General features: G+C 63.9%; 22 protein-coding genes and 1 tRNA gene. 8 read left to right on the plus strand and 15 right to left on the minus strand.

The window, feature by feature from the left end:
* Positions 1-270: 270 nt before the first annotated feature.
* The gene (locus tag PXK07_RS04275) at positions 271-969 is read right to left on the minus strand and encodes a fumarylacetoacetate hydrolase family protein (protein WP_274846956.1); all 699 of its coding nucleotides are present in this window, start codon (positions 967-969) and stop codon (positions 271-273) included.
* A gap of 140 nt (positions 970-1,109) precedes the next feature.
* Positions 1,110-1,196, minus strand: a tRNA-Leu gene (locus tag PXK07_RS04280).
* Between the two features lie 238 nt (positions 1,197-1,434).
* Here PXK07_RS04280 and hemN point away from each other — a divergent pair.
* Positions 1,435-2,790 (plus strand): oxygen-independent coproporphyrinogen III oxidase, encoded by a 1,356-nt coding sequence (gene hemN / locus PXK07_RS04285; RefSeq protein ID WP_274846957.1) that lies wholly within the window; start codon positions 1,435-1,437, stop codon positions 2,788-2,790.
* 102 nt (positions 2,791-2,892) lie between these two features.
* On the opposite strand, the gene PXK07_RS04290 is transcribed toward hemN, so the two are convergent.
* A complete protein-coding gene (locus tag PXK07_RS04290) occupies positions 2,893-4,050 on the minus strand; it encodes an alkane 1-monooxygenase (protein WP_274846958.1) in 1,158 nt (385 codons plus the stop codon).
* An 80-nt stretch (positions 4,051-4,130) separates the two neighbouring features.
* Positions 4,131-5,210, minus strand: a complete 1,080-nt coding sequence (gene mutY / locus PXK07_RS04295) for an A/G-specific adenine glycosylase (RefSeq protein WP_274846959.1) — start codon at positions 5,208-5,210, stop codon at positions 4,131-4,133.
* Positions 5,211-5,294: 84 nt separating this feature from the next.
* Here mutY and PXK07_RS04300 point away from each other — a divergent pair, with 84 nt between their 5' ends.
* The 3 genes from PXK07_RS04300 to PXK07_RS04310 all read left to right on the plus strand — a co-directional run bounded on the left by PXK07_RS04300 (position 5,295) and on the right by PXK07_RS04310 (position 7,271).
* Entirely contained in the window at positions 5,295-5,822 is a 528-nt protein-coding gene (locus PXK07_RS04300) for a DUF721 domain-containing protein (RefSeq protein WP_274846960.1), read from the plus strand.
* Positions 5,819-6,490, plus strand: a complete 672-nt coding sequence (locus PXK07_RS04305) for a DsbA family protein (protein WP_274846961.1) — start codon at positions 5,819-5,821, stop codon at positions 6,488-6,490. The genes PXK07_RS04300 and PXK07_RS04305 overlap by 4 nt, the downstream gene beginning before the upstream one ends.
* A 151-nt stretch (positions 6,491-6,641) precedes the next feature.
* Positions 6,642-7,271: a LysE family translocator gene (locus PXK07_RS04310; RefSeq protein WP_274846962.1), complete on the plus strand. Its 630-nt coding sequence runs from the start codon at positions 6,642-6,644 to the stop codon at positions 7,269-7,271.
* Between the two features lie 46 nt (positions 7,272-7,317).
* Here the strand turns inward: PXK07_RS04310 and lpxK are convergent, their stop codons facing one another.
* The 5 genes from lpxK to PXK07_RS04335 form a co-directional block, all read right to left on the minus strand.
* Complete coding sequence (gene lpxK / locus PXK07_RS04315) at positions 7,318-8,322, minus strand: tetraacyldisaccharide 4'-kinase (protein ID WP_274846963.1); 1,005 nt, start codon at positions 8,320-8,322, stop codon at positions 7,318-7,320.
* Positions 8,309-9,496: a 3-deoxy-D-manno-octulosonic acid transferase gene (locus tag PXK07_RS04320; RefSeq protein ID WP_274846964.1), complete on the minus strand. Its 1,188-nt coding sequence runs from the start codon at positions 9,494-9,496 to the stop codon at positions 8,309-8,311. The genes lpxK and PXK07_RS04320 overlap by 14 nt, the downstream gene beginning before the upstream one ends.
* A gap of 61 nt (positions 9,497-9,557) precedes the next feature.
* On the minus strand, positions 9,558-10,385 hold the full coding sequence (locus tag PXK07_RS04325; protein WP_274846965.1) for an inositol monophosphatase family protein: 828 nt from the start codon (positions 10,383-10,385) through the stop codon (positions 9,558-9,560).
* Positions 10,372-11,718, minus strand: a complete 1,347-nt coding sequence (locus tag PXK07_RS04330) for a TldD/PmbA family protein (protein ID WP_274846966.1) — start codon at positions 11,716-11,718, stop codon at positions 10,372-10,374. Before PXK07_RS04330 ends, PXK07_RS04325 begins: the two co-directional genes overlap by 14 nt.
* Positions 11,719-11,870: 152 nt before the next feature.
* A complete protein-coding gene (locus PXK07_RS04335) occupies positions 11,871-13,400 on the minus strand; it encodes a DUF2125 domain-containing protein (protein WP_274846967.1) in 1,530 nt (509 codons plus the stop codon).
* Positions 13,401-13,560: 160 nt separating this feature from the next.
* Between PXK07_RS04335 and PXK07_RS04340 the strand changes: the two genes are divergently transcribed.
* Both PXK07_RS04340 and PXK07_RS04345 read left to right on the plus strand, forming a co-directional pair.
* On the plus strand, positions 13,561-14,310 hold the full coding sequence (locus PXK07_RS04340) for an SDR family oxidoreductase (RefSeq protein WP_274846968.1): 750 nt from the start codon (positions 13,561-13,563) through the stop codon (positions 14,308-14,310).
* Complete coding sequence (locus PXK07_RS04345; RefSeq protein WP_274846969.1) at positions 14,307-14,918, plus strand: enoyl-CoA hydratase/isomerase family protein; 612 nt, start codon at positions 14,307-14,309, stop codon at positions 14,916-14,918. The genes PXK07_RS04340 and PXK07_RS04345 overlap by 4 nt, the downstream gene beginning before the upstream one ends.
* Before the next feature lie 240 nt (positions 14,919-15,158).
* Here PXK07_RS04345 and PXK07_RS04350 read toward each other — a convergent pair whose 3' ends face one another.
* Positions 15,159-15,464, minus strand: a complete 306-nt coding sequence (locus PXK07_RS04350; protein WP_274846970.1) for an HNH endonuclease — start codon at positions 15,462-15,464, stop codon at positions 15,159-15,161.
* A gap of 80 nt (positions 15,465-15,544) precedes the next feature.
* On the opposite strand from PXK07_RS04350, the gene PXK07_RS04355 reads away from it, so the two are divergent.
* A complete protein-coding gene (locus tag PXK07_RS04355; RefSeq protein WP_274846971.1) occupies positions 15,545-16,741 on the plus strand; it encodes a TIGR03862 family flavoprotein in 1,197 nt (398 codons plus the stop codon).
* Between the two features lie 16 nt (positions 16,742-16,757).
* On the opposite strand, the gene PXK07_RS04360 is transcribed toward PXK07_RS04355, so the two are convergent.
* The 5 genes from PXK07_RS04360 to PXK07_RS04380 all read right to left on the minus strand — a co-directional run bounded on the left by PXK07_RS04360 (position 16,758) and on the right by PXK07_RS04380 (position 22,176).
* On the minus strand, positions 16,758-17,348 hold the full coding sequence (locus PXK07_RS04360; protein ID WP_274846972.1) for a glutathione S-transferase family protein: 591 nt from the start codon (positions 17,346-17,348) through the stop codon (positions 16,758-16,760).
* A gap of 83 nt (positions 17,349-17,431) precedes the next feature.
* Complete coding sequence (gene holA, locus PXK07_RS04365) at positions 17,432-18,460, minus strand: DNA polymerase III subunit delta (protein ID WP_274846973.1); 1,029 nt, start codon at positions 18,458-18,460, stop codon at positions 17,432-17,434.
* On the minus strand, positions 18,457-19,002 hold the full coding sequence (gene lptE / locus PXK07_RS04370) for an LPS assembly lipoprotein LptE (protein ID WP_274846974.1): 546 nt from the start codon (positions 19,000-19,002) through the stop codon (positions 18,457-18,459). Before lptE ends, holA begins: the two co-directional genes overlap by 4 nt.
* Positions 18,989-21,598, minus strand: coding sequence for a leucine--tRNA ligase (gene leuS / locus PXK07_RS04375; RefSeq protein WP_274846975.1), 2,610 nt, complete (start codon positions 21,596-21,598; stop codon positions 18,989-18,991). The genes lptE and leuS overlap by 14 nt, the downstream gene beginning before the upstream one ends.
* Before the next feature lie 92 nt (positions 21,599-21,690).
* Positions 21,691-22,176, minus strand: a complete 486-nt coding sequence (locus PXK07_RS04380; protein ID WP_274846976.1) for a DUF3576 domain-containing protein — start codon at positions 22,174-22,176, stop codon at positions 21,691-21,693.
* Between the two features lie 399 nt (positions 22,177-22,575).
* On the opposite strand from PXK07_RS04380, the gene PXK07_RS04385 reads away from it, so the two are divergent.
* Positions 22,576-23,550 carry a porin gene (locus tag PXK07_RS04385; RefSeq protein ID WP_274846977.1) on the plus strand — a complete coding sequence of 325 codons (975 nt, stop codon included), beginning with the start codon at positions 22,576-22,578 and terminating at the stop codon, positions 23,548-23,550.

A 23,550-nucleotide genomic window follows, 5' to 3' on the forward strand; every position in this document is an offset into this window, starting at 1 on the left:
GGGTCATTTTGGGCCGATTGATACATATCAACATTTTGGCGTGTGAAGATCAATCTCTCATTGGCTCAGAAGCCATGAAAAAAGACATTCCGGGCCACCGCCGCGGAAGCGGGGTTGCGTATTTCTACCGACTCCTCCTCAAGGCGGCCCTTCCGATTGTCAGGCAGCCTTCATTTGATAGGCGCAAGTCGGCCTGCGCAGGAATGGACCAAGCGCACAAAATCTTGACGGATTCGAACCTCGGTTGCGTGGGCGCGCAGGGATTCGCGGCTATTCGGCCTCGCTCAGGGTCAAGCTGACATCGCTCAACCCTTCGATTCCGCCCCGGATCGCCTGTCCGGCTTGGACCGCGCCGACCCCCGCCGGAGTGCCCGTCAGGATCAGATCGCCCGGGCGCAGGTGGTAATATCCGGACAGGTGACACAGGATATCCTCCACCGACCAGATCATTTCATCCAGACTGGCATCCTGGCGCAGCGCGTCATCGACCCTGAGCCAGATCTTCTTTCCCACCGGGCCATCCCAGTCGGCGGCGCGGGTGAGCGGCGCCAATACCGTTCCCTGTTCCAGATCCTTGCCCAGATCCCAGGGGCGCCGCTTGTCCTTGGCCTGGCCCTGCAGATCGCGCCGGGTCATGTCGAGCGCGCAGCCATAGGCATAGATGGCGGCGCGGGCCTCTTCGCGGCTGGCGCGGAACAGCGGCGCGCCCACGGCCACGGCCAGTTCCATCTCGTGATGAAAATCCGAAGTGCCGGGCGGATAGGGAGCGGTGGCGCCGCTGAGCACCGCATTGGCGGCGGATTTGGTGAAATAGAAGGGCGCCTCACGGTCGACCTCATTGCCCATTTCGGCGGCGTGGGCAGCGTAGTTGCGCCCGACGCAGAAGATCCGCCCGATGGGGTAGCTGCGTGCCTCGCCCAGAACCTGGATCGCGGGTGTTTTTGGCAGGTCGAACAGGGTCTCGGTCATCTTGGGCGCTCCGTCTGGCGAGGGGATCATGCCAGATGCCTAGCACAGCCGCGCGCGCGCAACAGCCCCGCATGCGCGACGCACACTCAGATCCGACAGATTACTGTCGAGATGTCATCGGTCTGGGAATGTCGGGATGATGGTGCCCAGGAGAGGACTCGAACCTCCACGTCCATACGGACACTAGCACCTGAAGCTAGCGCGTCTACCAATTCCGCCACCTGGGCAGGTGTCGTGGAGAGGGCGTATAAGCGGAGTCGCGAGGGGCGTCAAACCCAAAATGACGCAGATATGACAATTTCTTTTTTCACCGGGGGCTCGCATGTATTTCGCGCGAATTCAGGCGCTTGCTCCGGGTCTTTTTGCGCTGGCAGCGATGCTCGGGCCAAGGGACTGATGCAGATTTTGCGAGCGGTTTGATCCTGCGCAAAGTCCGACGCGGTCAAAGCGGCCAAGCATGGGTGCATGAAACAGATTGATCGCCTTGCCGCCCTTGGGCTGTTCGACAGCCGGGTGCCCCGCTATACCTCCTATCCGACCGCGCCGGTCTTCTCGCCAAACGTCGGTGCTGCGGAACAGGTGGAACATCTGGAAGCGCTGGATCCGGCGGTTCCGGTCTCGGTCTATCTGCATATCCCCTTCTGTGAACGGCTGTGCTGGTTCTGCGCCTGCCGCACGCAAGGCACCCGGCGTCTGGATCCGGTGGAGGCCTATGTCGGCACGCTGGAAAAGGAACTGCGCCTGATTGCGGCCCATCTGCCCAAGGGGGTTCAGATGGGGCGTCTGCACTGGGGGGGTGGCACGCCGACGATCCTGCCGCCGCATCTGATTCACCGGCTGGCGGCGGCGGTGAAATCTGTCTTTGAACCAACGCCCGACTGGGAGTTTTCGGTGGAGATCGATCCGACCCTTGTGGATCGGGACAAGATTGCCGCCCTCGCCGAGGTGGGCATGAACCGGGCCAGCATCGGCATCCAGGATTTCAATCCCGAAGTCCAGGCGGCGATCGGCCGAGATCAATCCTACGAGGTGACCCTCTCTTGTGTCGAGGATCTGCGGGCGGCGGGAATCACCTCGCTCAATGCCGATCTGATCTACGGGTTGCCGCATCAGGATGCCGCACGGCTGTCCGATACCGTGGACAAGGTGCTGACCCTGGCGCCGGAGCGGATCGCGCTGTTTGGCTATGCGCATGTGCCCTGGGTGGCCAAGCGCCAGCAGCTGATCGACGAATCGGCACTGCCGGGGGACGCGGAACGCTACGATCTGGCCTGCCTGGCGGGGGATCAGTTCCGCGCTGCCGGATTCGAGACGATCGGGATCGATCATTTCGCCCTGCCGGGGGACGGCTTGGCCGTGGCGGCCAAAAGCGGCCACCTGCGTCGCAACTTCCAGGGCTATACGGACGATCGCTGCCCGACGCTGATCGGAGTGGGGGCCTCGTCGATCTCGCGCTATGCCGGGGGCTATGTGCAGAATACAGCGGCGACGCCCACCTATGTGGAGCGGGTCGAAAAGGGTCAGCTTGCCGGGGCGCGCGGTCACGAGATGAGCGAAGAGGATCACCTGCGCGCCCGTGCCATCGAAATGGTGATGTGCGACTTCCATCTGGACCGGCGCGCATTGATCCGGGAATACGGCGATCTGGCGCGCAGCCTGGACGCCGAGATGGCAGCCATTCAGGCGCGGTTTGGCGATCTGGTGTCCTTGGATGAACAGGGGCTGTCGGTGCTGCCCGAGGGCCGCGCCCTGACGCGGATCATCGCCAGCCAGTTCGATGCCCACAAGCCCGAAGGGGTGCGCTACAGCCGCGCCTCATGATCTTTTGCGAAACGGTGATGCTCCCGCCCGTCGGCGGGCAGTGTCCTGCCCTTCTCCCGTTGGGCCTGGCACCGCGCAAGGCGCGGTGCGGGCGCGGGGATATCAACGCGGCATCGGGTTTTTGGCGCGATTATAGGGCGTCCAATCGGTGATTTCGGGATAATACATCTGCCGCCAGCGGCGCACCCGGGGATTCATCATCCGGCGCCAGAGCGGCGGCATCATCGCCGCCACCGTCATCACCGGATAGCCATAGGGCAGCTGCGGCGCGTCTGCTTCGGTATAGTTCTGCAACAGGGGAAAGCGCCGGTCGGGCTTGTAATGGTGGTCCGAATGGCGCTGCAGGTTGATCAGCAGCCAGTTCGTGACCTTATGCGCGGCGTTCCAGGAGTGGCAGGGGCGGACATGTTCGTACTTGCCTTCGCCCAGGTGTTTGCGGGTCAGCCCGTAGTGTTCCACATAGTTGACCAGTTCCAGCTGCCAGATCGCGACACCCGCCTGCACCAGGAACAGCAGCAGCCCAGCAAAGCCGCCCACAAGCATCGCCAGCAGCAGCATCGCGCCCTGCAGGGCCCAATAGCGGAAGAAGGGATTGGAAAGATCGGTCCAGGGGCGATCCTTTTTCGCCAGCTTTTCCTTTTCGGCGCGAAAGGCAGATTGCCAGCATTCGCGCAGCACGCGGGGGTAAAACCGGTGAAAGCCCTCGTTGTAGCGCGCGGTCACCGGGTCGCGGGGCGTGCCCACATAGCGGTGGTGCACCAGAAGATGCTCGGAGCGGAAATGCGAATAAAGCACCATCGCCAGCAGAATATCGGCCAGCCAACGCTCGTGCCTGCTGCGCTGGTGCATCAACTCGTGGCTGTAGTTGATCCCAACGGTACCGCTGACCACGCCCATCCCGAAGAAGATAGCGAATTTCTCCAGCGCATTCAGCGTGTCGCTGGGCGCCACATAGGCGATCAGCCCGAACAGCGTCAGGAACTGGATCGGAACCCAGGCGATGGTCAGGAGACTGTACCAGCGCAGGTCTTCCTCGGGCGTCATGGGATCGGCATTGTCGAGGTTGAGACCAAAGACGCCATCAAGGGCCGCGAAGAGATACCAGGTCACAAAGGGCGTCAGCAGCACCCACCAGCTGCCCATGACAGCCGAGAACCACAACAGCGGGACCAGCAGGAAGGACAGCCAGAAGGGCAGGGCGGATTGCCAGCGGCGCAGGATGTCAGGTGCGATTTTGTGAGCGATGCCAGGGGTCTTCATTTATGGCTCTCCCATGATGTCATGGCGCGTCTGGGGGAACCCTATGCCGGTGCCAGCGCAAACCCAAGAGGCGAATGGCCTCACCCCGCGCTACCCTGGCTGCCGCGCCACAGATCGAAGGCCTTGCGCATCACCGTGGGCAGGTCCGAGGGGCGGAAATCGTGCCGGGCGATCATCTCTTGCCCGGTTTTGGGCGCAAAATCTTCCGGCAGCTCGGCCCGCATCACCTGCAGGATCAGGTGAAAATGGGTGAAGGTATGACGCACCTCGGCGCCCAGATCCTGCCAGTCGGCCTCGAAAGGCGCAGCGGGGTCCGGTACTTCGTTCCACTCCGAACCGGGCCAGCCCAGCATGCCGCCCAACAGCCCCTTGTCCGGGCGCCGCTCCAGGAGCCAATCACCGGCGGGGCTGCGGGCCAGGTAGATGATGCCATGGCGGGTGGGTTTTGGTTTTTTCGGGGTCTTCCGTGGCAGCTCAGCCGCCGTGCCTGCAACACGCGCCGCACAAGGGTCGCGCCAGGGGCAGATGCCACAGGCGGGGGACTTGGGCGTGCAGATGGTGGCGCCCAGATCCATCACCGCCTGGGCATGGCAGCCGGGGCGTTCCTGCGGTGTCAGCTCGGCGGCGCGCTCTTTCAAGAGCGGTTTTGAGCCAGGCAGTGGATCGTGAATGTCATGCAGCCGGGCCATAACCCGTTCCACGTTGCCGTCCAGCACGGTCTCGGGCCGGTCAAAGGCGATGGAGGCAATGGCGGCTGCCGTGTAGGGGCCGATGCCGGGAAGCTTCAGCAAGTCCTCATAGGTGTCGGGAAAGATGCCATCCAGATCATCCGCCACCACCCGTGCGCATTTCAGCAGATTGCGGGCGCGGGCGTAATACCCCAGGCCCGCCCATTCGCCCATCACATCGGCATCGGCTGCGGCGGCCAGATCCATGACGGTGGGCCAGCGGCTGGTGAAGCGGTGAAAATAATCCTTCACGGCGGCAACGGTGGTCTGTTGCAGCATGACCTCGCTCAGCCAGACGCGGTAGGGATCGGGGCGCACCCCGGCAGCGCGCTCTGCCGGGGAGATACGCCAGGGCATCACGCGGGCATGGGCGTCGTACCAGTTCAACAGGTCGCGGCCCAACTGACCGGTATCCTCTTTCAGGTCACGCATAGTTTATCCCCTGCTTTCGTGTTTTGCTGGCCCCGGCAAACGGACCCTTTACAATAGGGCGCACAGTCACGCAAAACCACAGTCATGTCAGTCAGACGCAGCAGCACACGCGGATTCGCACGGACCTCCAAGCTTTTGAACGACCAGATCCGCAAGGCTGGCGAAAGCCGGGGCTTTGCGGTGTCGCGTCTACTGACCCATTGGGAAGAGATCGTCGGCACCGATCTGGCCGCCATGGCGCGGCCCGTCAAGGTTGGCTACGGGCGCAGCTCCTTTGGCGCCTCGCTGACGGTGCTGACCACCGGCTCCAATGCGCCGATGCTGGAGATGCAAAAGGAGCGGCTGCGGGAAAAGGTGAACGCGGTCTATGGCTACAACGCGATTTCCAAGGTGCTGATCACCCAGACCGCGCCGATCGGGTTTTCCGAAGGACAGGTCTCGTTCAAATATGCGCCGAAACAGGCCGCCCCGGTTCAGCCCGACCCAGAGGCGGTTGCCGAAGCCGCCCATGTGGCCGAAGGTGTCGGTGATGAAGGGCTGCGCGCCGCGCTGGAACGGCTGGGGCGCAATGTGCTTACAAAACAGAAAACAATGCGAAAGGGGTATGAATGACCCGTCTTATGTCTGGTGTCTTTGCCGTGGTGGCCGTGGCCGCTGGCGCCTATGCCATCTCTGGCCTGAATGGCCAAAACCGGCTGCCCGAAAATCCGCTGATCGGGGCGGCTTATGCGCAGGAGGGTGAGGTCGATACCTCGACCATCGTCGAGATGGTGCAGGGCGCCGAGGATGCGCCGGTGACGCTGATCGAATATGCCTCCTACACCTGCCCGCATTGCGCCAACTTCCACTCTGGCCCCTATAAGCAGCTGAAGGCGGATTACATCGACACCGGCAAGGTGAAGTTCATCTACCGCGAGGTCTATTTCGACCGTTATGGTCTCTGGGCTTCGATGATCGCGCGCTGCGCGGGGCCTGAGAAATTCTTTGGCATGACCGACCTGATCTTTGAGCAGCAGTCCGACTGGGCGCGCGCTGGCGGCGCGACCGAGATCATCGATGCCCTGCGCAAGATTGGCCTTTTGGCTGGCCTCGAAAAGGACCAGCTGGAGGCCTGCCTGCAGGACGGCACCAAGGCCCAGACCCTGGTGACCTGGTATCAGGAGAACGCCGAAGAGCATGACGTGACCGCGACGCCCTCTTTCGTGCTGAACGGCAAGAAGGTGGACAACCAGTCCTATGCCGACTTCAAGGCGCTGATCGACGCCGAACTGGACGGCTGATCGGTTCCAGAGACACGACATGAAAACCCGGCCCCGGTGGCCGGGTTTTTATTTGGTCATGTCCGCAGATCCTGTTGCTCCGTTTTGAGGCCAGCTTGACGTTTTTCTGCAGTTGTCCAAAGCTGATAGGGAATTTCAGTCAGGACATAAAATGCCTTTAGAAGTGAACCTCCCGCTCATACTCCTCGCTGCATTTGTTGCATCGGTCAGCCCCGGTCCTGCAACCCTTGCCCTTGCTGGCACCTCGATGGCATCAGGCCGCACGTCAGGCCTGGCGCTTGCATCCGGGATCACAACCGGCTCGCTGATGTGGTCGATCGCCGCTGCTCTGGGGCTTGGGGCGGTTATGCTCGCAAACGCATGGGTTTTTGAGATGATCCGTTACTTCGGCGCGGCCTATCTGATGTTTCTTGCCTATAGGGCGGCGCGATCGGCCTTGTCTCAGAAGGACATAGCAACGCGGTCATTCACGGGCGGCAAACCTACGCTGTATGCAAAAGGGCTTGCTCTGCATCTGACGAACCCCAAGGCAATTCTGTTCTTTGGCTCGCTCTTCTCGCTTGGCATTCCACCGGGAACGGAAGTAGCCCAGCTGGCCATCGTGATTGCCGCCGTTGGCTTGCAGAGCTTTCTGGTCTTCCACGGCTATGCACTGATCTTTTCGTCACAGGCCATGACAGCTGTCTACTTGCGGCTGCGGCGCTGGTTTGAAGGTGCATTCGCGATTGGCTTCGGCGCGGCGAGCTTGAAGATCCTGACAGCAAAGGTGCAAGCACCATAGGTGAGCGCCGTCCGCAAAGGAGGCCAAGACGTTTTTCTGTTCATGGCTAGGGCGGCGGTGGAGCGGCCCGTTTCAGAAGATCCGTCAAAGGGTCCGCTTCTTCGATCTCAAGCCGCACCGGCAGGGTGATCACCTTGTAGCGGAAACTCGCGGGCAGGCGCACGGCGTCCTTTTCGGTGGTGACCAGCTGCGCGTTCAGCGCCTTGGCTTCGGCCTCGAGCCGTGTCAGCAGCGCCGTGGGCAGGGTCTGGTGATCGTCCAGCGCCTCGGCCCGGACCAGATCGGCGCCGAGGGCTTTGAGCGTGTCAAAGAACTTCTGCGGATAGCCGATGCCGGCAAAGGCCAGAACGCGGGTGCCCTGCCAGGGCATGCCGGTGGGCAAGGGTGCGAGGTGCCCCGTGACATGGGGCAGGCTTTGCAGCTGATCCCCCCAAAAACGGGAGAACCGCTCTTGCGCCGCAGGGGCGCCGATGGAGAGCACCGCATCGGCGCGGCTTAACCCTTCGGCCACCGGCTCGCGCAGCGGGCCTGCGGGCAGGCAGCGCCCGTTGCCAAAGCCCCGCGCCGCATCCACCACCACCAGTGACAGGTCCTTGGCCAGGGCGGGGTTCTGGAACCCGTCATCCAGCAGGATCACCGTCGCGCCCGCATCCGCTGCGGCGCGCGCCCCGGCGGCGCGGTCGCGGGCCACCCAGACATCGGCAAAGGCCGCCAGCAAGAGCGGCTCATCCCCGCAGTCCGAGGCGGTGTGGCGGTTGGGATCGACCTCTTCCGGGCCGGTGATGCTGCCGCCATATCCCCGGCTGACCACATGGGGGCTATGGCCCATGGCGCGCAAGGCCTCGATCAGCCAGATCACCGTGGGCGTCTTGCCGGTGCCGCCCGCGTTCAGATTGCCGACGCAGATCACCGGCACGCCGACCGCTTCGGGCGTGCCCTTGGCGATGCGTGACCGGGTCGCGGCGGCGTAGATCCAGCCGAGCGGCGCCAGAAGCGTGGCGCGCAGATCGAAGGCGCCCGGAGGCTTGTTCCAGAATTCAGGTGGCCGCATGGCGATCCTCCTGCGCATCCAGCAGATCCTGCACATGCTCGATCAGTTGATCCGTCATCTCTGCTCCTTCGGTCACCGCCTGCCAGCCCGCCAGGGCCATTTCCGCGGCCATGTCAGGGGCGGACAGATGCAGCACCATCTCGGCCAGTTCCTGCGTCGTATATACGCATTCGGCGGCGCCGACCTCGGCCAGCTGCGCGTAGATCGCCTGGTGGCGCACCGTGCCCGGTCCGTGCAGGATGGCCGATCCCAGTGCGGCGGCATCCAGCGGCGAATGCCCTTCGCGCCCGCGCAACAGGCTGCCACCCATCAGGCAGACCGGAGCCAGGCGATACCACAGGCCCAGATCCTCGCCATCGGTCAGCAGCACCTGGGTGAAATCATCCGTTTCCTCGCCCGTCTCCCAATCGGCAAATTGCAAGCCGCTGTCCCTGAGCGCGGTGCGGAACTGCCCCAGGGTGGCAGCCCCTTCGGGCGACAGCACCAGGATCAGCCGATGCAACAGGCGCAGCGCGATACGATGGGCCTCCAGCACCATGGGCAGCTCGTCCGGGCGCACATGGGCGGCCAGCCAGACCGGGCGGCTGCCAAAGGCAGAGTGCAGGTCTTCCAGGTCGTCATCGTTGCAGCCCGGCGGCGTGGTGGAGATCCGCAGCCGTCCGGCCAGTTGCACCTTCTGTGACGGCAGCCCGGTGCGCAGCAGCTGAACGCGGACCGCAGGATCGGGGGTCAGGATCGCGGAAAAGCCCTCCAGCATGCGCTTGCGCTGATCGGGCAGCCAGCGGCTGGTGCGGCTGGGCAGCTCCTCTTCGGTGATGTCGACCAACAGGGCATCGATCTCTTGTTCCCGCATCCGTCGCAACAGGGTGCGGCGCAGCCTGCCGCCGGACCAGATGCAGAAATCCGGCTGCCAATGGTCGAGGAAGGCACGCACATCCGCTGTCTGGTCAATCGGCAGCAGCCCTGCCGCGATATCGCAGCCCTCGGTGTTGGGCGGGACGATCATATCGGCTTCCCAGGTGGCCAGGACCACCAGATCAGGGCGCGCCAGTTTCAACCGGGTGCCGAGATCGCAAAGCGCCAGATAGCGCTCTGGCGTGGTTGCATGGACCCACAGAAGCTCTCCATCCGGGCGGGACGGCTGGTCCGGGTGCGAGTGAGCATGCAAGGCCATCGGGTCAGGTCATCCATTCCATGTTTTGCGGACCACAGGTTTGCCGGATCAAAAGGGCGCCTCAGCTGTCGATGCCGGGGCCTTGCGGATCCAGGGCCGCGATCAGCTCTTTATGCAGTGCCGGAGGGCCGGCCACCACCCCGTCCAGTTGCGGCCGTGGGTTGTTGAAGCGCAGATCCTTGCCAAACCGATCGCTGGTCTGCCCGCCCGCCTCGCGCAGAATCAGATCGCCCGCGGCGATATCCCATTCCCAGCTGCGGCGCAGGGTCAGCATGGCGCCGGCGCGGCCATCGGCGACCTTGGCCATGCGATAGGCCAGCGAGGGGCGATAGCTGCGGCTGAACTCCGGGGGCTGGCGGTCCCGCCAGTGCTGTGCTGCCAGATTGGGGCGTGCGGTCAGCACATCGGCCTGGGCCAGATCGGTCAGCTCGGTGGCCCGGATCGCCTGCCCGTTCAGCGCGGCACCTTCGCCAAGGGCGGCCGTGTATATCCGCTCGCGCTGGGGCAGGTAGATGACGGCGGCGGTCACCCGCCCGGCCTTGGCAATGGCCAGCGAATGCGCCCAGGTGCGGGATCCTTCGGCAAAGGCGCGGGTGCCATCGATCGGGTCGATGATGAAGACACTCTCCCGCTGCAACCGGTCGGAATTGTCCTCGGTTTCCTCGGACAGCCAGCCATAATCGGGCCGCGCCGCTGGCAGCATCTCTTCCAGAAGGGCATTGACCGCAAGGTCTGCCTCGGTCACCGGACCCTGGCCGCCGGGCTTGTCCCAGCGCCGCGCGTCTGGCCCGCTGTAGCGGCTGGCGATCTCTCCGGCGGCCTCGGCGGCGCGGATCAGCAGCTCCAGATCCGTCACCGCGTTCCGTTGCGCATCCTCAGTTGCCGGCAAGCGTCATCCCCTCGACCAGCAGCGATGGCACCACCCGCGACAGGTGGCTGCGGGCATCATTGGCGGGCTGGATCCGCAGCAGCATCTCAAGGAGGTTGCCCGCGATGGTGCATTCATTGACCGGATAGGCGATCTCGCCGTTTTCCACCCAGAAGCCCGAGGCGCCGCGCGAATAATCCCCGGTATTGGGGTTGATGGTCGATCCGATCAGCGAGGTCACCAACAGACCGGTGCCCATGCCCGCAATCAGATCTGCGCGGCTTTGCGCGCCCTGGCTGAGCGCGATGTTCCAGTTCGAAGGCGAAGGCACCGAACCGATGCCGCGCGCGGCATTTGCGGTGCTCTCCATGCCCAGCTTGCGGGCCGAGGCCAGATCCAGCGTCCAGCCGGTCAGCACGCCATCCTCGATGATGGCGCGGCGGCGGGTGGGCAGACCTTCGCCATCAAAGGGGCGCGAGCCGGAAATGCGGGGGCGGTGCGGATCCTCGATCACCGACAGGTTGGCGGGCAGCACCTGCTGGCCCAGCGAATCCTTCAGCCAGGAGGAGCCGCGCGCAATCGCGGCGCCATTGGCCGCCGACAACAGGTGCCCGATCAGCGAAGAGGAGATCCGCTCGTCAAACAGCACCGGGTAGCTGCCGGTCTTGGGCTTGCGGGCGCCCAGCCGGGCCACGGCGCGCTCACCTGCGGTGCGGCCGATCTCCTCGGGGCTGCGCAGGTCGCTTTGGTAGGTGCGGGAATCACCGTCGTAATCGCGCTCCATCCCGGTGCCGGTGCCCGCGATCCCGGTGCAGGAGGTCGAGCGCCCGGTGCGGGTATAACCCCCGGCAAACCCGGTGGAGGTGGCGAGATAGACCGTGTGACGCCCATAGCCGGCCGCAGCTGATTGCACCTGGGTGATCCATTCGATCGCCTGGCAGGCGGCTTCGGCGGCCAGCGCGTCGTCCTGCAGGGCGGCGGGGGCGGGTTCATCCGCCGGATCGACAAGATCCAGCGCTGCCAGATCCCAGGACTGCGCCAGCTGATCCTTATCGGCGAGGCCCGCATAGGGGTCCTCGGGCGCTTCGCGGGCCATGGCGACGGCGCGTTCGGCCATCGCCGCGATGGTTTCGGGGCGGCTGTCGGAAGAGGAGACCTGCGCCTGACGCTGCCCGATGAAGACCCGCAGGCCCAGATCCGTGCCTTCGGAGCGTTCCGCATGCTCCAGCTTGCCCTCGCGGACCTCAATGCTGAGCGAGGAGCCATCGGCGGCCATCGCATCGGCCGCATCGGCGCCTGCCTTGCGGGCGGCTTCGATCAGGGCATGGCAAAGGGTTTCGGGAGATTGGGTCATGCGCAAAGGGCCATCTTGTTTTTCTGGTTTGCCTTAGAGCTAGCCAGAGTGGTGCCCTGCCGCAAGGGCAGAGGATGAAATGAAGTGCCCTTGCGCATGGAAAAGGGACCGCGCGATGGCGGTCCCTTCAGACGATTTGCCCCAGAGAGGCGTTATTTCAGGCGCTGACCGTTGGCCAGGATCTTGCCGTCCTCGGTGATCTCGATCTTCGAGTTCAGCGTATCCTCGCCTTCGCCCGGAACCGCCAGCATGCCCATCATCATGCGCGCGCCCATGGCGTCCTCATCGCTCAACAGACCCATGCCGACCAGCTTGTCCACCAGGCTGTTGGCGCCGCTCAAGGAGAGGTTCGCCTCGCCAGACGGTGCGGGCAGGCCGTCAAAGCTGGCCAGGTCTTCGTTGTTGAAGGTGAAGTCGCCGGTCCCGGTCAGCTTCGCCCCTGCGGCCGAAACCAGGAGTTCGTTGATGGAGACAGCGTTCAATTCACCCGGTGCGATATCGCCGTCCTCGACTTTTTCCATCGCCTCGGGATCGAAGATGTCAAACAGCACCTTGCCCTTGCCGGTGAGGCTCAGCACCACGCTTGCAGGATCATGCGGCAGGGCGCCGGAGGGATCGATCATGCCCCAGAGCATCTCCGGCACTGCAAAGTCGCGCAGGGCGACGCCAAGGGCGAAATCCTGTTCCGCTTCGGATTTGGCCACCGGGATGGTGATGTTGAAACCCGCCTCGGCCATGCTCAGCGCCAGCGGGAAGGGGATCTCCGAACCCGCCACGTTGAAGGCCATGTCCTTGTGCGTGATGCCGTAGGACAGTTTGCTGGCATCCATCGTGACATCGAACGCGCCACCGCCAGAGGTGCTGTCAAAGGCGAAACTGTCGCGCCCGTCCTTGAAGGAAATGGCGGAGTTGCCGCTGGTGTAGGAAAAGTCCGCAACGGCGCTGAAACCGGCGGCCAGAAGTGCCGAGAAATCGCCGGAGGTGCCCAGGTCGGAGGGCAGGGTGCTGACGCTATGCGTGGTGATCTGCTGCATGGCACCGGCGGCAGAGAGGTGATCCTCGCTGCCCGGATCCTTGAAGCCCAGGTCGTAGCTCAGCGCCGAAGCGGTCCAGCTTTGATCATAGGTGCGGTTGCCTGCCAGGGACATGGTGGTCTTGGTCACCACGTCGGACAGGGTTGCGGTCAGCCGGATCGCATCCTGCGGGATGTCCTCTCCGGTGGCTTCCAGCTTGTCCAACGTCATGGTCATCTGGCTGGTGGCATAATCGTAGGCCATGTTGCTCGGATCGCCCGATACCATAATCGGGCTGCCGTCATGGGTGAAGAGAAGGCCGACCGTGACCTTGTCGTTCCCCTCGCTGGCGAGGACGGTCATCGGGAAGTCCTTCGGCAGCAGGATGCTGACGGTGCCGTCGCCGTTCTCGGTGAATGTGATCTCATCCATGGTAATCGCGGCGGTGACGTCGTCTTCGTCGGGGATCGGAACGATCATGGAGAGGTCGGAAACCGTCAGCATATTGCCGGACTGGTTCTCGGTGGCGGTCATCTCGTAGCCGACGCCGGACATGTAGGATTTCCAGTCGCTCCAGACATCCTGGGCGCTGAGATCGGCCAGCGCACCTTGGGCGGAGGCAATCAGAACAATAGCGGTGCAGCAACTGCGTGAAAGAAAAACGGACATGGGTGAAACCTTTCATAGCCAGCAATCTGGCCCATCGTCCGCTGGCCTGCCTGCGGCGTCAAGGGGCCTGGGGCTGGACCGTTCCCCCTAGGCGGTTTACCACGTAGGCATCACAGGAGCGCGACAGGACTGCGCGCGGCAGGCATTGGAGAGATAGGGCATGGATATGCAGGGCAAGACAGTCGTCATCACCGGGGCGAGCCGGGGGATCGGCGCCGATGCAGCACGAGTATTTGCGGCGGCGGGGGCAAATGTTGCCCTATTGGCGCGCAGCGCGGCAGCACTGCAGGATCTGGTGGCGGAGATCGGCGACAAGGCACTGGCATGTGCCTGCGATGTGGCGGATGCAGAGGTTGTCTCAGCGGCCCTGAAAAAGGCGCATGACCACTTTGGCAGCCTTGATGTGCTGATCAACAATGCAGGTGTGATCGAACCGATCGCACGCCTTGAGGATGTGGATCCGGCGGCCTGGGGCAAGCTGATCGACATCAATATCAAGGGCGTTTTCTATGGCATCCGCGCGGCCTTGCCGATCATGAAATCGGCGGGCGGTGGCACCATCATCACGGTGAGCTCGGGTGCCGCGCATAATCCGCTGGAGGCCTGGAGCGCCTATTGCACCTCGAAGGCGGGCGCCGCGATGCTGACCCGCGCTCTGCACCTGGAGGAAGGCGGCAATGGCATCCGCGCCATGGGCCTGTCGCCGGGCACCGTTGCCACCCAGATGCAGCGCGAGATCAAGGCAAGCGGCATCAACCCGGTGAGCGAATTGAACTGGGAAGATCACATTCCCGCCGAACGGCCGGCCCGCACCCTCCTGTGGATGTGTGGCAGCGACGCAGAGGAATTCCTGGGCCAGGAAATCGCCCTGCGCGACGAGGCGATCCGTCGCCGGGTCGGGCTGATATGATCGAACTGGAGATCACGGACGAGGGCCTGTGGGTGGTGACGATCAACCGCCCCGACAAGGCCAATTCCCTGACCGGTGAGATGCTGACCGAGCTGGCCGAGATTGCCGAACGCGCGAGCGAGGCGCGCGGCTTTATCCTGACCGGCACCGGCAAGGTCTTCAGCGCCGGGGCTGATCTGGAAGAGGCGCGGGCCGGTCTGGCGACCTCTCCCCTGTGGGAACGTCTTTCGGGAGCCATCGCGGCGCTGCCCTGCCTCAAGATCGCGGCGCTAAACGGCACGCTGGCAGGCGGCGCCAACGGGATGGTGCTGGCCTGTGACATCCGTCTTGCGGTGCCGGGGGCGAAGTTCTTTTACCCGGTGATGAAGCTTGGCTACCTGCCGCAGCCCTCGGACCCGGCGCGGATGGTGGCGTTGATCGGCCCGGCCCGCACCAAGATGATCCTGGCCGGTGGTCAGAAGATCGAGGCGGAGGAGGCCTGCGCCTGGGGGCTGGTGGACCGGATCGTGGATCCGGAGGCCTTGATGGGCCAGGCACGTGCGTTGCTGGGGGATGCATTGGCCGCCAAGCCCGATACCGCGCGAGGGATCCTGGAGATGTGTCGTTAAGAGGGAGGGGCGGCTCCCGCCCGTCCTTGGGGCATTGACATGCCCCGCGTCCCGTTGGGCGTAGCGTCGCGCTGACGCGCGGCGTTTTCTTTTTGCCGAGAGGCCCTCTGAGGGCAGGATCTGCCTCAGAAGGCCATATCGAGGGTATCGACTTTGTCATCGCGTCAAGGCGCTGCGCCCCTGCTGCGCAGGGTGGCCTGCGGCCAGCCTTGACCCGCTGTCAAAGCCGGAGCGTACGCCCTACCGATTGCGGCGCTTTCCGGGGACGCGGGAGGAAAACCCCGGCGGCCGTTTCCGGATCCAGGCGAGGAAGCGGGCAAGGCGGGGGTGACTGCGCAGCGCCTCGACGGTGGCATAGTCGCGGGCAAGTTCGGCCTCGGTCAGGGTGGCGTGGATCTCCCGGTGGCAGATATGGTGCAACAGGACGGTCGGCCCGCCCTTTCCGCCTTTGAGTTTCGGGATCAGGTGGTGCAGGCTTTGCGGGACCTCCGCCGGTATCGGGCGGTCGCACAGGGGGCAGATCGGGGGAGCGTCTGGCTCTGACATCCTGGCCTCTCGTCTTTGGCGTTCAGGTGCATTAGATGCAGCGGGATCAAGCGCGGACAAGGGGCGGAAAGCGGAGTTTCATGGCGGGGAAACCGGAACATTGGGATGCTGTGGTGATCGGCGCCGGGCCTGCGGGCTTGATGGCGGCCGAGGAACTGGCGCAGGCTGGGTACGCCGTGCTGGTGGCCGAAGGCAAACCTTCGGTGGCGCGCAAGTTGCTGATGGCGGGAAAATCCGGCCTGAACCTGACCAAGGACGAACCTTTCGAGGCTTTGATCGAACACTATGGCGCCGCGCGGGCCTGGCTGGGGCCAATGGTGCGGGCCTTTGATGCGGCGGCCGTTCAGGCTTGGGCGCGCGGGCTGGGGCGCGACTTGTTCACCGGCTCCACGGGGCGGGTGTTTCCAAAGGAGATGAAGGCCTCGCCGCTGTTGCGGGCCTGGTTGGAGCGGCTCGAGGGGCTGGGTGTCGAGCGGCGCACGCGCTGGCGCTGGACCGGCTGGCAGGGCGAGGGTCTGGCCTTTGACACGGCCGAGGGGCCGGTGGCGGTCAGTGCCAAGGTGACGGTTCTGGCGCTGGGCGGTGCGAGTTGGGCGCGGCTGGGTTCGGACGGGGCCTGGGCCCCCTTGCTGGCGGAGCGGGGCGTGCAACTGGAGGCCTTCAAACCGGCCAATGCCGGGCTGGTGGTGGCGTGGTCGGATCACATGAAAACGCATTTCGGTGCACCCCTGAAGGGTATTGCGTTGCGGGCCGGGGCGTTGTCGTCACGCGGGGAGGCGGTGATTTCCGAGCGCGGGTTGGAGGGCGGTGGGATCTATGCGGTCTGCGCGGCGGTGCGGGAGGGCGCTGATCTGACGCTGGACCTGATGCCCGATCTGACAGTGGATGAGGTTTCCCGTCGGCTGCAGCGTCCGCGCGGCAAGGCGAGCCTGTCGAACCATCTGCGCAAGGTGTTGAAACTGCAGCCCGTTCAGATCGCTCTCATGCAGGAATTTGCCCGCCCCCTGCCGCAGGATCCGCAAGCCCTGGCGGCGCTGATCAAAGCCCTGCCCGTGCGCCACCAGGGGCTGCGGCCAATGGATGAGGCGATTTCGACAGCCGGGGGCGTCTGCCAGGAGGCGCTGGATGAGGCGCTGATGCTGAAGGCGATCCCCGGCACGTTCTGCGCCGGGGAGATGCTGGATTGGGAGGCGCCCACCGGGGGCTACCTGCTGACCGCCTGCCTAGCCACCGGGCGTTGGGCCGGGCGGGGCGCGGTCGATTACTTGGCCCGTTGAATACTTGGCCCGTTGATTATTTGGCCAGTGCTGCCGTGCGCTGAAAGGCGTCGCGGCTGCGCACCAGTTTCGAGTAGTCCAAGAGGGCGCGGCTTTCGATCGGGAACTTGGCGCCAAAAGCCCAGTTCAGGCAGTGCACACAGAGGATATCGACGATGGTGAAATCATCTCCCATCAGGTAGGGGCCGGTCAGGCGCTTCTCCAGCCGGGCGATGTTGCGCTCGAACTCCCAGCGCAGGCTGTCCTTTACTGCGGGCACGCGCTGTTCTTCCGGCAGGGCAAAGCTGTGGCGGGCGGCGGTCCACAGAACCGCGTCGATCTCGTCCAGGATCTGATGCATCACGGCGTCCTGCTTGGCCCGCGCCAGCGTACCGGCCGGGGCGGTGAGCGCACCGTGCTTGTCCGCCAGATAGGTGATGATGGCGCTGGAATCGGTGATCACCTCGCCATCCTCGACCAGGGCCGGGACCTTGCCCGAGGGGTTCACGGCAAGGATGTCCGGGCTGTGCGGCGCGGCGGTGTTCAGCTCGTAAGGCTGGCCCAGCTCCTCGAGCGTCCAGATCACGCGGAAGGCGCGGGTCATCGGTTTGCCGATCACGGTGTACATGTGTCTCTCTCCCTAATGTGTTGGCCGCATCAGATGCGCGCGGATGTCGTGGCGTCAAGGCAGAAGCGGCGGAACGTTGCGACCTAGCGCGCCCGTCCCAGCATGGCGAGCCGGATGAGCGCCCGTTCCATCAGCGCCAGCGCAGGTGCCGTCTGCCCGGCAGAGCGCAGCTGCAGGTCGGTGTCGGTCAGGATTGTGAGCGCGGTCTGCAGTTTCGCCGCCCCCCAGGCTTGCGCCTGCCGCAGCACCCTGTCGCGGCGTTTTCCATATAGCGGCGGGCGCATCCGGCCGATGCCCTGCGCCGGGCCACCCGGATCGGCGGCCACGGTGTAAAGCGTGCGGAAATGGCGCGTCGCCCCGATGCACAGCGTCACCGCATTGGTGCCCTGCGCCTGAAGGCGGCGCAACAGCGGACCGATCTCGGCGCTGCGCCCCTCGGCCACCACGTTCAACACATCATCAAGCGCGGCCTCGGTGGATTGCGGGGCAACCGCCTCGATATCCTCAAGGCTGAGGGGGCTGGTGTCTTCGTATTTGTAGAGCGCGAGTTTCTCGATCATGCGGGAGAAATCGCCGGGGCCTATGTCATTGGCGATATCGGTCAGCGCCGACATGCTGTCGCCGGGGACATCGCGGATATCGGCATCGCGCAGGATTCGCTCGATCTCGGCCCGCGACGGCGGGTCGTCGTAGATGCCGGTGGCATAGGCGTTGCGGTGGCCTTCGAATCCCTTGCGCAGCTTGGATGTGGCCTTGAGCTGCCCGGCGGTGACCACGATTTGCGCATCGCCCGGCTGCCAGTCTTCCAAAGCGGCCAGAATCGCCGGTGCGGCCGCATCATTGGCGTCCTCGACAAAGACGGCGCGGGTGCCGGGAAAAAAGCCCACTGCCTTTACCGCGTCGAGCAGCTGCGCGGGATCCTTGCGCAGATCGGAGCCGGGCATGCGCGACAGGCGCATTTCCTCTTCGGCGCCGGGGCCAAGCAAGGCTGCCAGCATCTGTTGCCGTTTCAGCGCCACCCGCATGGCATCGGCACCATAGATCAGCAGGCCGGTCTTGTCCGGGTCGGGCCTGGCGAAATAGCCCTCTGCGTCGCGGGGGGAGAGTTTCATCCCTCGACCGTATCGGTGGAGGCCAGATCCGCAGTCGTCAACAGACGCGCGATGATCCGGTCGGCAAGGATCTGCATCAGGCGCTCGTGGGCGTCGCGTTCCCCGGCCAGGGTTTCTACGGTGGAACCGGTGGCGGAATAGCCGGTGAAGCCGTCCTCGCTGCCGCTGGCGACAATCGCTCCATCGGATTGCCGGGTCAGAACAAAGCCAGCCGTGCCGACGATGGAATAGCGTGTGGTGGCGTTATTGGCGGTGATCGCCTGGCCTTCGCTGCGGGTGCTGAGCGTCAGATCGAGCCGGTAGCCGCCGCCTATCGCAGCATTTTCACCGCGTCCCAGACGTTCTTCGAGATTGCGCACCAGGTGATAGGCATCCACCTCGCTCTCGGCGCGAATCTCCTCGGGCGCCTGCACGATGACCTTGCCATGAAGGGCGGCGCCGGTGCCCCCCGGCGCATAGACCGGGGTGAAGCCGCAGGCCGACAGTCCAAGGACCACGGCCAGCGGTAAAAGCAGGATATGCCTCAGATCAGGCAACGACATTGACGATACGGCCCGGCACCACGATCACCTTCTTCGGAGCGGCGCCATCCAGCGCCTTTTGCACAGCTTCGTGCGCCAGCGCGATTTTTTCAACCTCCGCCTTGTCCAGATCCTTGGCGACGGTGATTTCGCCGCGGCGCTTGCCGTTGATCTGGATCGGCAGGGTCACGCTGTCCTCGACCAGCATCGATTCGTCTGCGACGGGCCAGGGGGCGGTGGCCACCAGACCTTCGCCGCCCTGTGCCTCCCAGACGGCTTCGGCCAGGTGCGGGGTCATCGGCGACATCAGCTGTGCCAGGGTGCGGATCGCCTGTTTCTGGGCGGTGGCACCTGCCTTGGATTTCGCCAGCGTGTTGGTGAAGGCGTAAAGCTTGGCGATGGCTGCGTTGAAGCCGAAGGATTCGACGCCCAGGGTCACGTCGCGGATGCATTTATGCATCTCGCGCAGCAGATCCTCGTCACCCGCGCCTGTTTCGCCTGCGTCCATCTCGGCGATCTTCACCGAGAGGTTCCAGACCCGGTTGAGGTGCTTATAGGCGGCCTCGGCCCCGGCGGCGGTCCATTCCACGTCACGCTCGGGCGGGCTGTCGGACAGCACGAACCAGCGCGCGGTATCGGCCCCGAAGGCGGAGATGATGCTGAGCGGATCGACCACGTTGTTCTTGGATTTCGACATCTTGGCAGAGGGAATCACCTCTACCTCGGCGCCGGTTTCCTTGAGGAAGGCCTTGCCGTCGCGCAGCTCTACCTCTTCGGGGTAATGATAGATGGTCTTGGTGAAAGCAGGCAGCCTATCATTTGGATCATCTGACTCATGGTCGGTGCCCTCGTGGAAGACCTCTTTTTTGGTCTGGTAGATCGCGTGGGTCACCATGCCTTGGGTAAAGAGCGCATCAAACGGCTCTTTCGCGGTTTCCGGCAGATGGCCGCAGATATGCATCGCGCGGGCAAAGAAGCGCGAATAGAGCAGGTGCAGAATCGCGTGTTCGATACCGCCGATATACTGGTCCACGTTCATCCAGTATTCGGCCTCTTCCATCACCGTCGGCGTTTCGGCGCGCGGCGCGGTGAAACGGGCGAAATACCAGGAGGAATCGACGAAGGTGTCCATGGTGTCGGTTTCGCGCTGGGCAGGCTTGCCACAGTTCGGGCAGGCACAATCGCGCCAGGTCGGGTGGCGGTCCAGCGGGTTGCCGGGCTTGTCGAAGCTGACATCATCCGGCAGGCGGACGGGCAGGTTTTCCTTCTTCTCGGGCACCACACCGCAGGCATCGCAATGCACCACCGGAATCGGGCAGCCCCAGTAGCGTTGGCGGCTGAGGCCCCAGTCGCGCAGGCGGAACTTGGTGACGCCTTGGCCCCAGCCCTCAGATTCGGCCTTGTCGATGGTTGTGTTGATGGCCTCTTCGCCGGTGGCCACGTCCAGACCGGCGAAATGGTTGATCCATTTCACCTTTTCACTCTTCGGCGGCACGAAGGCCTCGTTCTCCACCGGTTTCGGATCGTCCAGGGCGACAAAGGTATCTGTCACCGGCAGATCGTATTTGCGGCAGAAATCGAGGTCGCGCTGGTCATGCGCCGGGCAGGCAAAGATCGCGCCGGTGCCGTAATCCATCAGGATGAAGTTGGCGATCCAGACCGGCAGCTCCCAGTCGGGGTTCAGCGGGTGTTTCACACGGATGCCGGTGTCGCGGCCCAGTTTCGGCGCGGTCTCGATCACCTCGGCGGTGGTGCCGCCCTTGCGGCATTCGGCGAGGAACTCGGCCATCTCGGGGCTGTCTGCCTCAAGCTGCTTTGCAATCGGGTGATCCGGCGAGATGCCCACGAAGGAGGCGCCCATCAGCGTGTCGGGGCGGGTGGTGTAGACCTCGATCGCTTCGCCGCCGTCCGTGCGCTCAAACGAGAATTGCAGGCCGCGCGATTTGCCGATCCAGTTTTCCTGCATTAGGCGCACCTTGGCGGGCCAGTTCTCCAATCCGTCCAGCGCCTCCAAGAGTTCCTCGGAGTAGTCGGAGATCTTGAAGAACCACTGGGTCAGCTCGCGCCGCTCCACCAGCGCGCCGGAACGCCAGCCGCGCCCGTTTTCGACCTGTTCATTGGCCAGGACGGTCATGTCGACCGGGTCCCAGTTGACCACGGCGTTCTTGCGGTAGACGAGACCTTTTTCAAGGAAATCAAGGAACAGGGACTGCTGCTGGCCGTAGTATTCGGGGTCGCAGGTGGCGAATTCGCGGGACCAGTCGATCGACAGGCCCAGGGGCTTCATTTGGCCGCGCATGTCGGCGATGTTGTTATAGGTCCAGTCCTTGGGGTGGCCGCCGATGGCCATGGCGGCGTTTTCCGCGGGCATCCCGAAAGCGTCCCATCCCATCGGGTGCAGCACGTTGTGGCCGGTGGAAATCTTGTAGCGCGCCACCACGTCGCCCATGGTGTAGTTGCGCACATGCCCCATGTGGATGCGTCCCGACGGGTAGGGGAACATCTCCAGCACATAGTACTTCGGCTTGTCAGCCGTCCGTTTGGCCTGGAAGATCCCGGCCTTGTCCCAGGCCTCCTGCCATTTTGCTTCGATCTCGGAGGCAGAGTAACGCGACATGGATGCGGTCCTTTGAGAGTGAAAACGCCGGGCGATGGGGCCCGGCGCTGGTGATACTGATGTTTGATGCGGCTTTCCAGAGGGGAGCGGTGTTAGAACTTCTTATCCGCAATGCGCAGCTGACGCGCGCGGGACAGAATCGCATCCTCCACCGCGCGGGTGGTAGAGGCGCTGACCGGGCCGCCCTTGGAGTGGAGCGAGACATTGAGAGAGCGCGCATCCAGTGCCGGATCCTTGATATGCACCGTGGCGCGATAGGCGCGCCCGCCGCCCGGAGGCGTGCCATATCCGGTGACGATCACGCCGGTGAAGGGATCGACGCTTTGCACCGGCAGGAAGCTCAGCACATCCATGCTGGCGTTCCACAGGTAGCGGTTCACCTGCACCTTTTGATCCGGTTTGCCGCCAAAGACATCCCAGATCGAGGATTTGTCGCTGGCAGCGGCATCGACATCATTGTTGAATTCAGACGGCGCAGTGGTATTCACCGGGCGGTTCTTGCCGCGCCCGCCACAGGCCGCAACGCTCAGGCATAGTGCACCGATCAGGGTTACCTTGAAGATGTTCTGCAGTTTCATAGCCGCTCCCTGAGCCTTTGACTTGGGGAAGTCCTATCCCAAGGGCGGCAAGCGGGGCAAGGGCTTTGGCTATCGTTGTGGGTGGCGACGAATCGTCGGGAGCGCTCTGCCCGCCGCATTCCATTCCAAAGAGCACATGTTGGGCACCGCCGCCTGTATCGCGCTCTCTTTTGCCCGGCATGACAGCGATTGAGCTGTGTCCTTTATGGCCGGTGTAATAAGGGGCTTTGGTAAGGATGGTAAACAGAACTGTGGCAAAGCTGCACCATCGTGGGGGGCAATGATCTGAGGGCCGGGAGCGCCTCTTGCCAAACCGGGGGGGAAAAAGCGAAACCCCTTGTCATACCCACGCCGGATTCCCCGGTTTGGGCATGTGAATTGAAAACCGAGGGAAAAACTATGAAAAAAGTTCTCTTCGCAACCACCGCGCTGATCGCAACCGCGGGTATGGCTGCAGCAGACGTCCGTATGTCCGGTTACGGCCGCTTTGGTCTGGACTACAACTCCGCAAACGAGCGCGTTGCTGGCGTTTCCAAAACCAACATCACCAGCCGTCTGCGTCTGCAGTTCGACATGTCGACCGAAACCGACTCCGGTGTTGGCTTCAACGCTCGCTACCGCGCACAGGCCGAAAGCCGTGACGGCGTTGCAGGCACCGGCGCATTCAACGGCGCTCGTTTTGGTGTGACCTACAACGGCATCGCCGTGAACGTTGGCAACATCATCGGTGCTGTTGAAAACGCAAAAGGCCTGTACACCACCGGTACCCGTTCCGCTGGCACCGGCATCGACGGCATGGGCTTCCACTCCCTGGTCATCAAGTCCCGCACCGGCACCGCATTCAACTGGGATGCGTACTCCTCCGCTGGCGTTGGCGTGAACGGCATCGAAGTCATGTACTCCGCTGGCGGCTTCACCGGTCACCTGTCCTACTCGCAGCGTAACGGCGGCGCGGTTCTGGGTTCCGCTGGCGGTGAAGACCGCACCGGCGCGATGGTCACCTACTCCTTCGGCGACTACTATGTCACCGCAGCGATGCAGTCCTCCTCCGTTGCAGCCAACGACATCACCTTTGCTGCTATCGGCGGTGACTTCGGTGCCTTCGGTGCGAAACTGGCCTACGGTTCCACCGACGCAGCTGACTCGATGACTCTGGAAGGCAACATGGATATCGGCGCAGCGTCGAACATCCTGGTCTGGGTCAACTCCACCGAAGTTTCCGGTGTTGTGACCGCGGCTGACACTGCTGATGGCACCTCCTTCGGCATCAACTACCAGTACGACCTGGGTGGCGGCGCCACCATCGTTGCCGGTTACGTTGACGAAGCCGACGACGACAACCAGTTCCAGGCTGGTGTGTACTTCAGCTTCTAA

The organism is Phaeobacter sp. QD34_24, assembly GCF_028890115.1.
Taxonomy (GTDB): Bacteria; Pseudomonadota; Alphaproteobacteria; order Rhodobacterales; family Rhodobacteraceae; genus Phycobacter.

Bases quoted from the DNA above. Each gene is read 5' to 3' on its own strand.
- PXK07_RS04275 (WP_274846956.1), bottom strand. From the start codon at position 969: ATGACCGAGACCCTGTTCGACCTGCCAAAAACACCCGCGATCCAGGTT.
- hemN (WP_274846957.1), top strand. From the start codon at position 1,435: ATGAAACAGATTGATCGCCTTGCCGCCCTTGGGCTGTTCGACAGCCGG.
- PXK07_RS04290 (WP_274846958.1), bottom strand. From the start codon at position 4,050: ATGAAGACCCCTGGCATCGCTCACAAAATCGCACCTGACATCCTGCGC.
- mutY (WP_274846959.1), bottom strand. From the start codon at position 5,210: ATGCGTGACCTGAAAGAGGATACCGGTCAGTTGGGCCGCGACCTGTTG.
- PXK07_RS04300 (WP_274846960.1), top strand. From the start codon at position 5,295: ATGTCAGTCAGACGCAGCAGCACACGCGGATTCGCACGGACCTCCAAG.
- PXK07_RS04305 (WP_274846961.1), top strand. From the start codon at position 5,819: ATGACCCGTCTTATGTCTGGTGTCTTTGCCGTGGTGGCCGTGGCCGCT.
- PXK07_RS04310 (WP_274846962.1), top strand. From the start codon at position 6,642: ATGCCTTTAGAAGTGAACCTCCCGCTCATACTCCTCGCTGCATTTGTT.
- lpxK (WP_274846963.1), bottom strand. From the start codon at position 8,322: ATGCGGCCACCTGAATTCTGGAACAAGCCTCCGGGCGCCTTCGATCTG.
- PXK07_RS04320 (WP_274846964.1), bottom strand. From the start codon at position 9,496: ATGGCCTTGCATGCTCACTCGCACCCGGACCAGCCGTCCCGCCCGGAT.
- PXK07_RS04330 (WP_274846966.1), bottom strand. From the start codon at position 11,718: ATGACCCAATCTCCCGAAACCCTTTGCCATGCCCTGATCGAAGCCGCC.
- PXK07_RS04335 (WP_274846967.1), bottom strand. From the start codon at position 13,400: ATGTCCGTTTTTCTTTCACGCAGTTGCTGCACCGCTATTGTTCTGATT.
- PXK07_RS04340 (WP_274846968.1), top strand. From the start codon at position 13,561: ATGGATATGCAGGGCAAGACAGTCGTCATCACCGGGGCGAGCCGGGGG.
- PXK07_RS04345 (WP_274846969.1), top strand. From the start codon at position 14,307: ATGATCGAACTGGAGATCACGGACGAGGGCCTGTGGGTGGTGACGATC.
- PXK07_RS04350 (WP_274846970.1), bottom strand. From the start codon at position 15,464: ATGTCAGAGCCAGACGCTCCCCCGATCTGCCCCCTGTGCGACCGCCCG.
- PXK07_RS04355 (WP_274846971.1), top strand. From the start codon at position 15,545: ATGGCGGGGAAACCGGAACATTGGGATGCTGTGGTGATCGGCGCCGGG.
- PXK07_RS04360 (WP_274846972.1), bottom strand. From the start codon at position 17,348: ATGTACACCGTGATCGGCAAACCGATGACCCGCGCCTTCCGCGTGATC.
- holA (WP_274846973.1), bottom strand. From the start codon at position 18,460: ATGAAACTCTCCCCCCGCGACGCAGAGGGCTATTTCGCCAGGCCCGAC.
- lptE (WP_274846974.1), bottom strand. From the start codon at position 19,002: ATGTCGTTGCCTGATCTGAGGCATATCCTGCTTTTACCGCTGGCCGTG.
- leuS (WP_274846975.1), bottom strand. From the start codon at position 21,598: ATGTCGCGTTACTCTGCCTCCGAGATCGAAGCAAAATGGCAGGAGGCC.
- PXK07_RS04380 (WP_274846976.1), bottom strand. From the start codon at position 22,176: ATGAAACTGCAGAACATCTTCAAGGTAACCCTGATCGGTGCACTATGC.
- PXK07_RS04385 (WP_274846977.1), top strand. From the start codon at position 22,576: ATGAAAAAAGTTCTCTTCGCAACCACCGCGCTGATCGCAACCGCGGGT.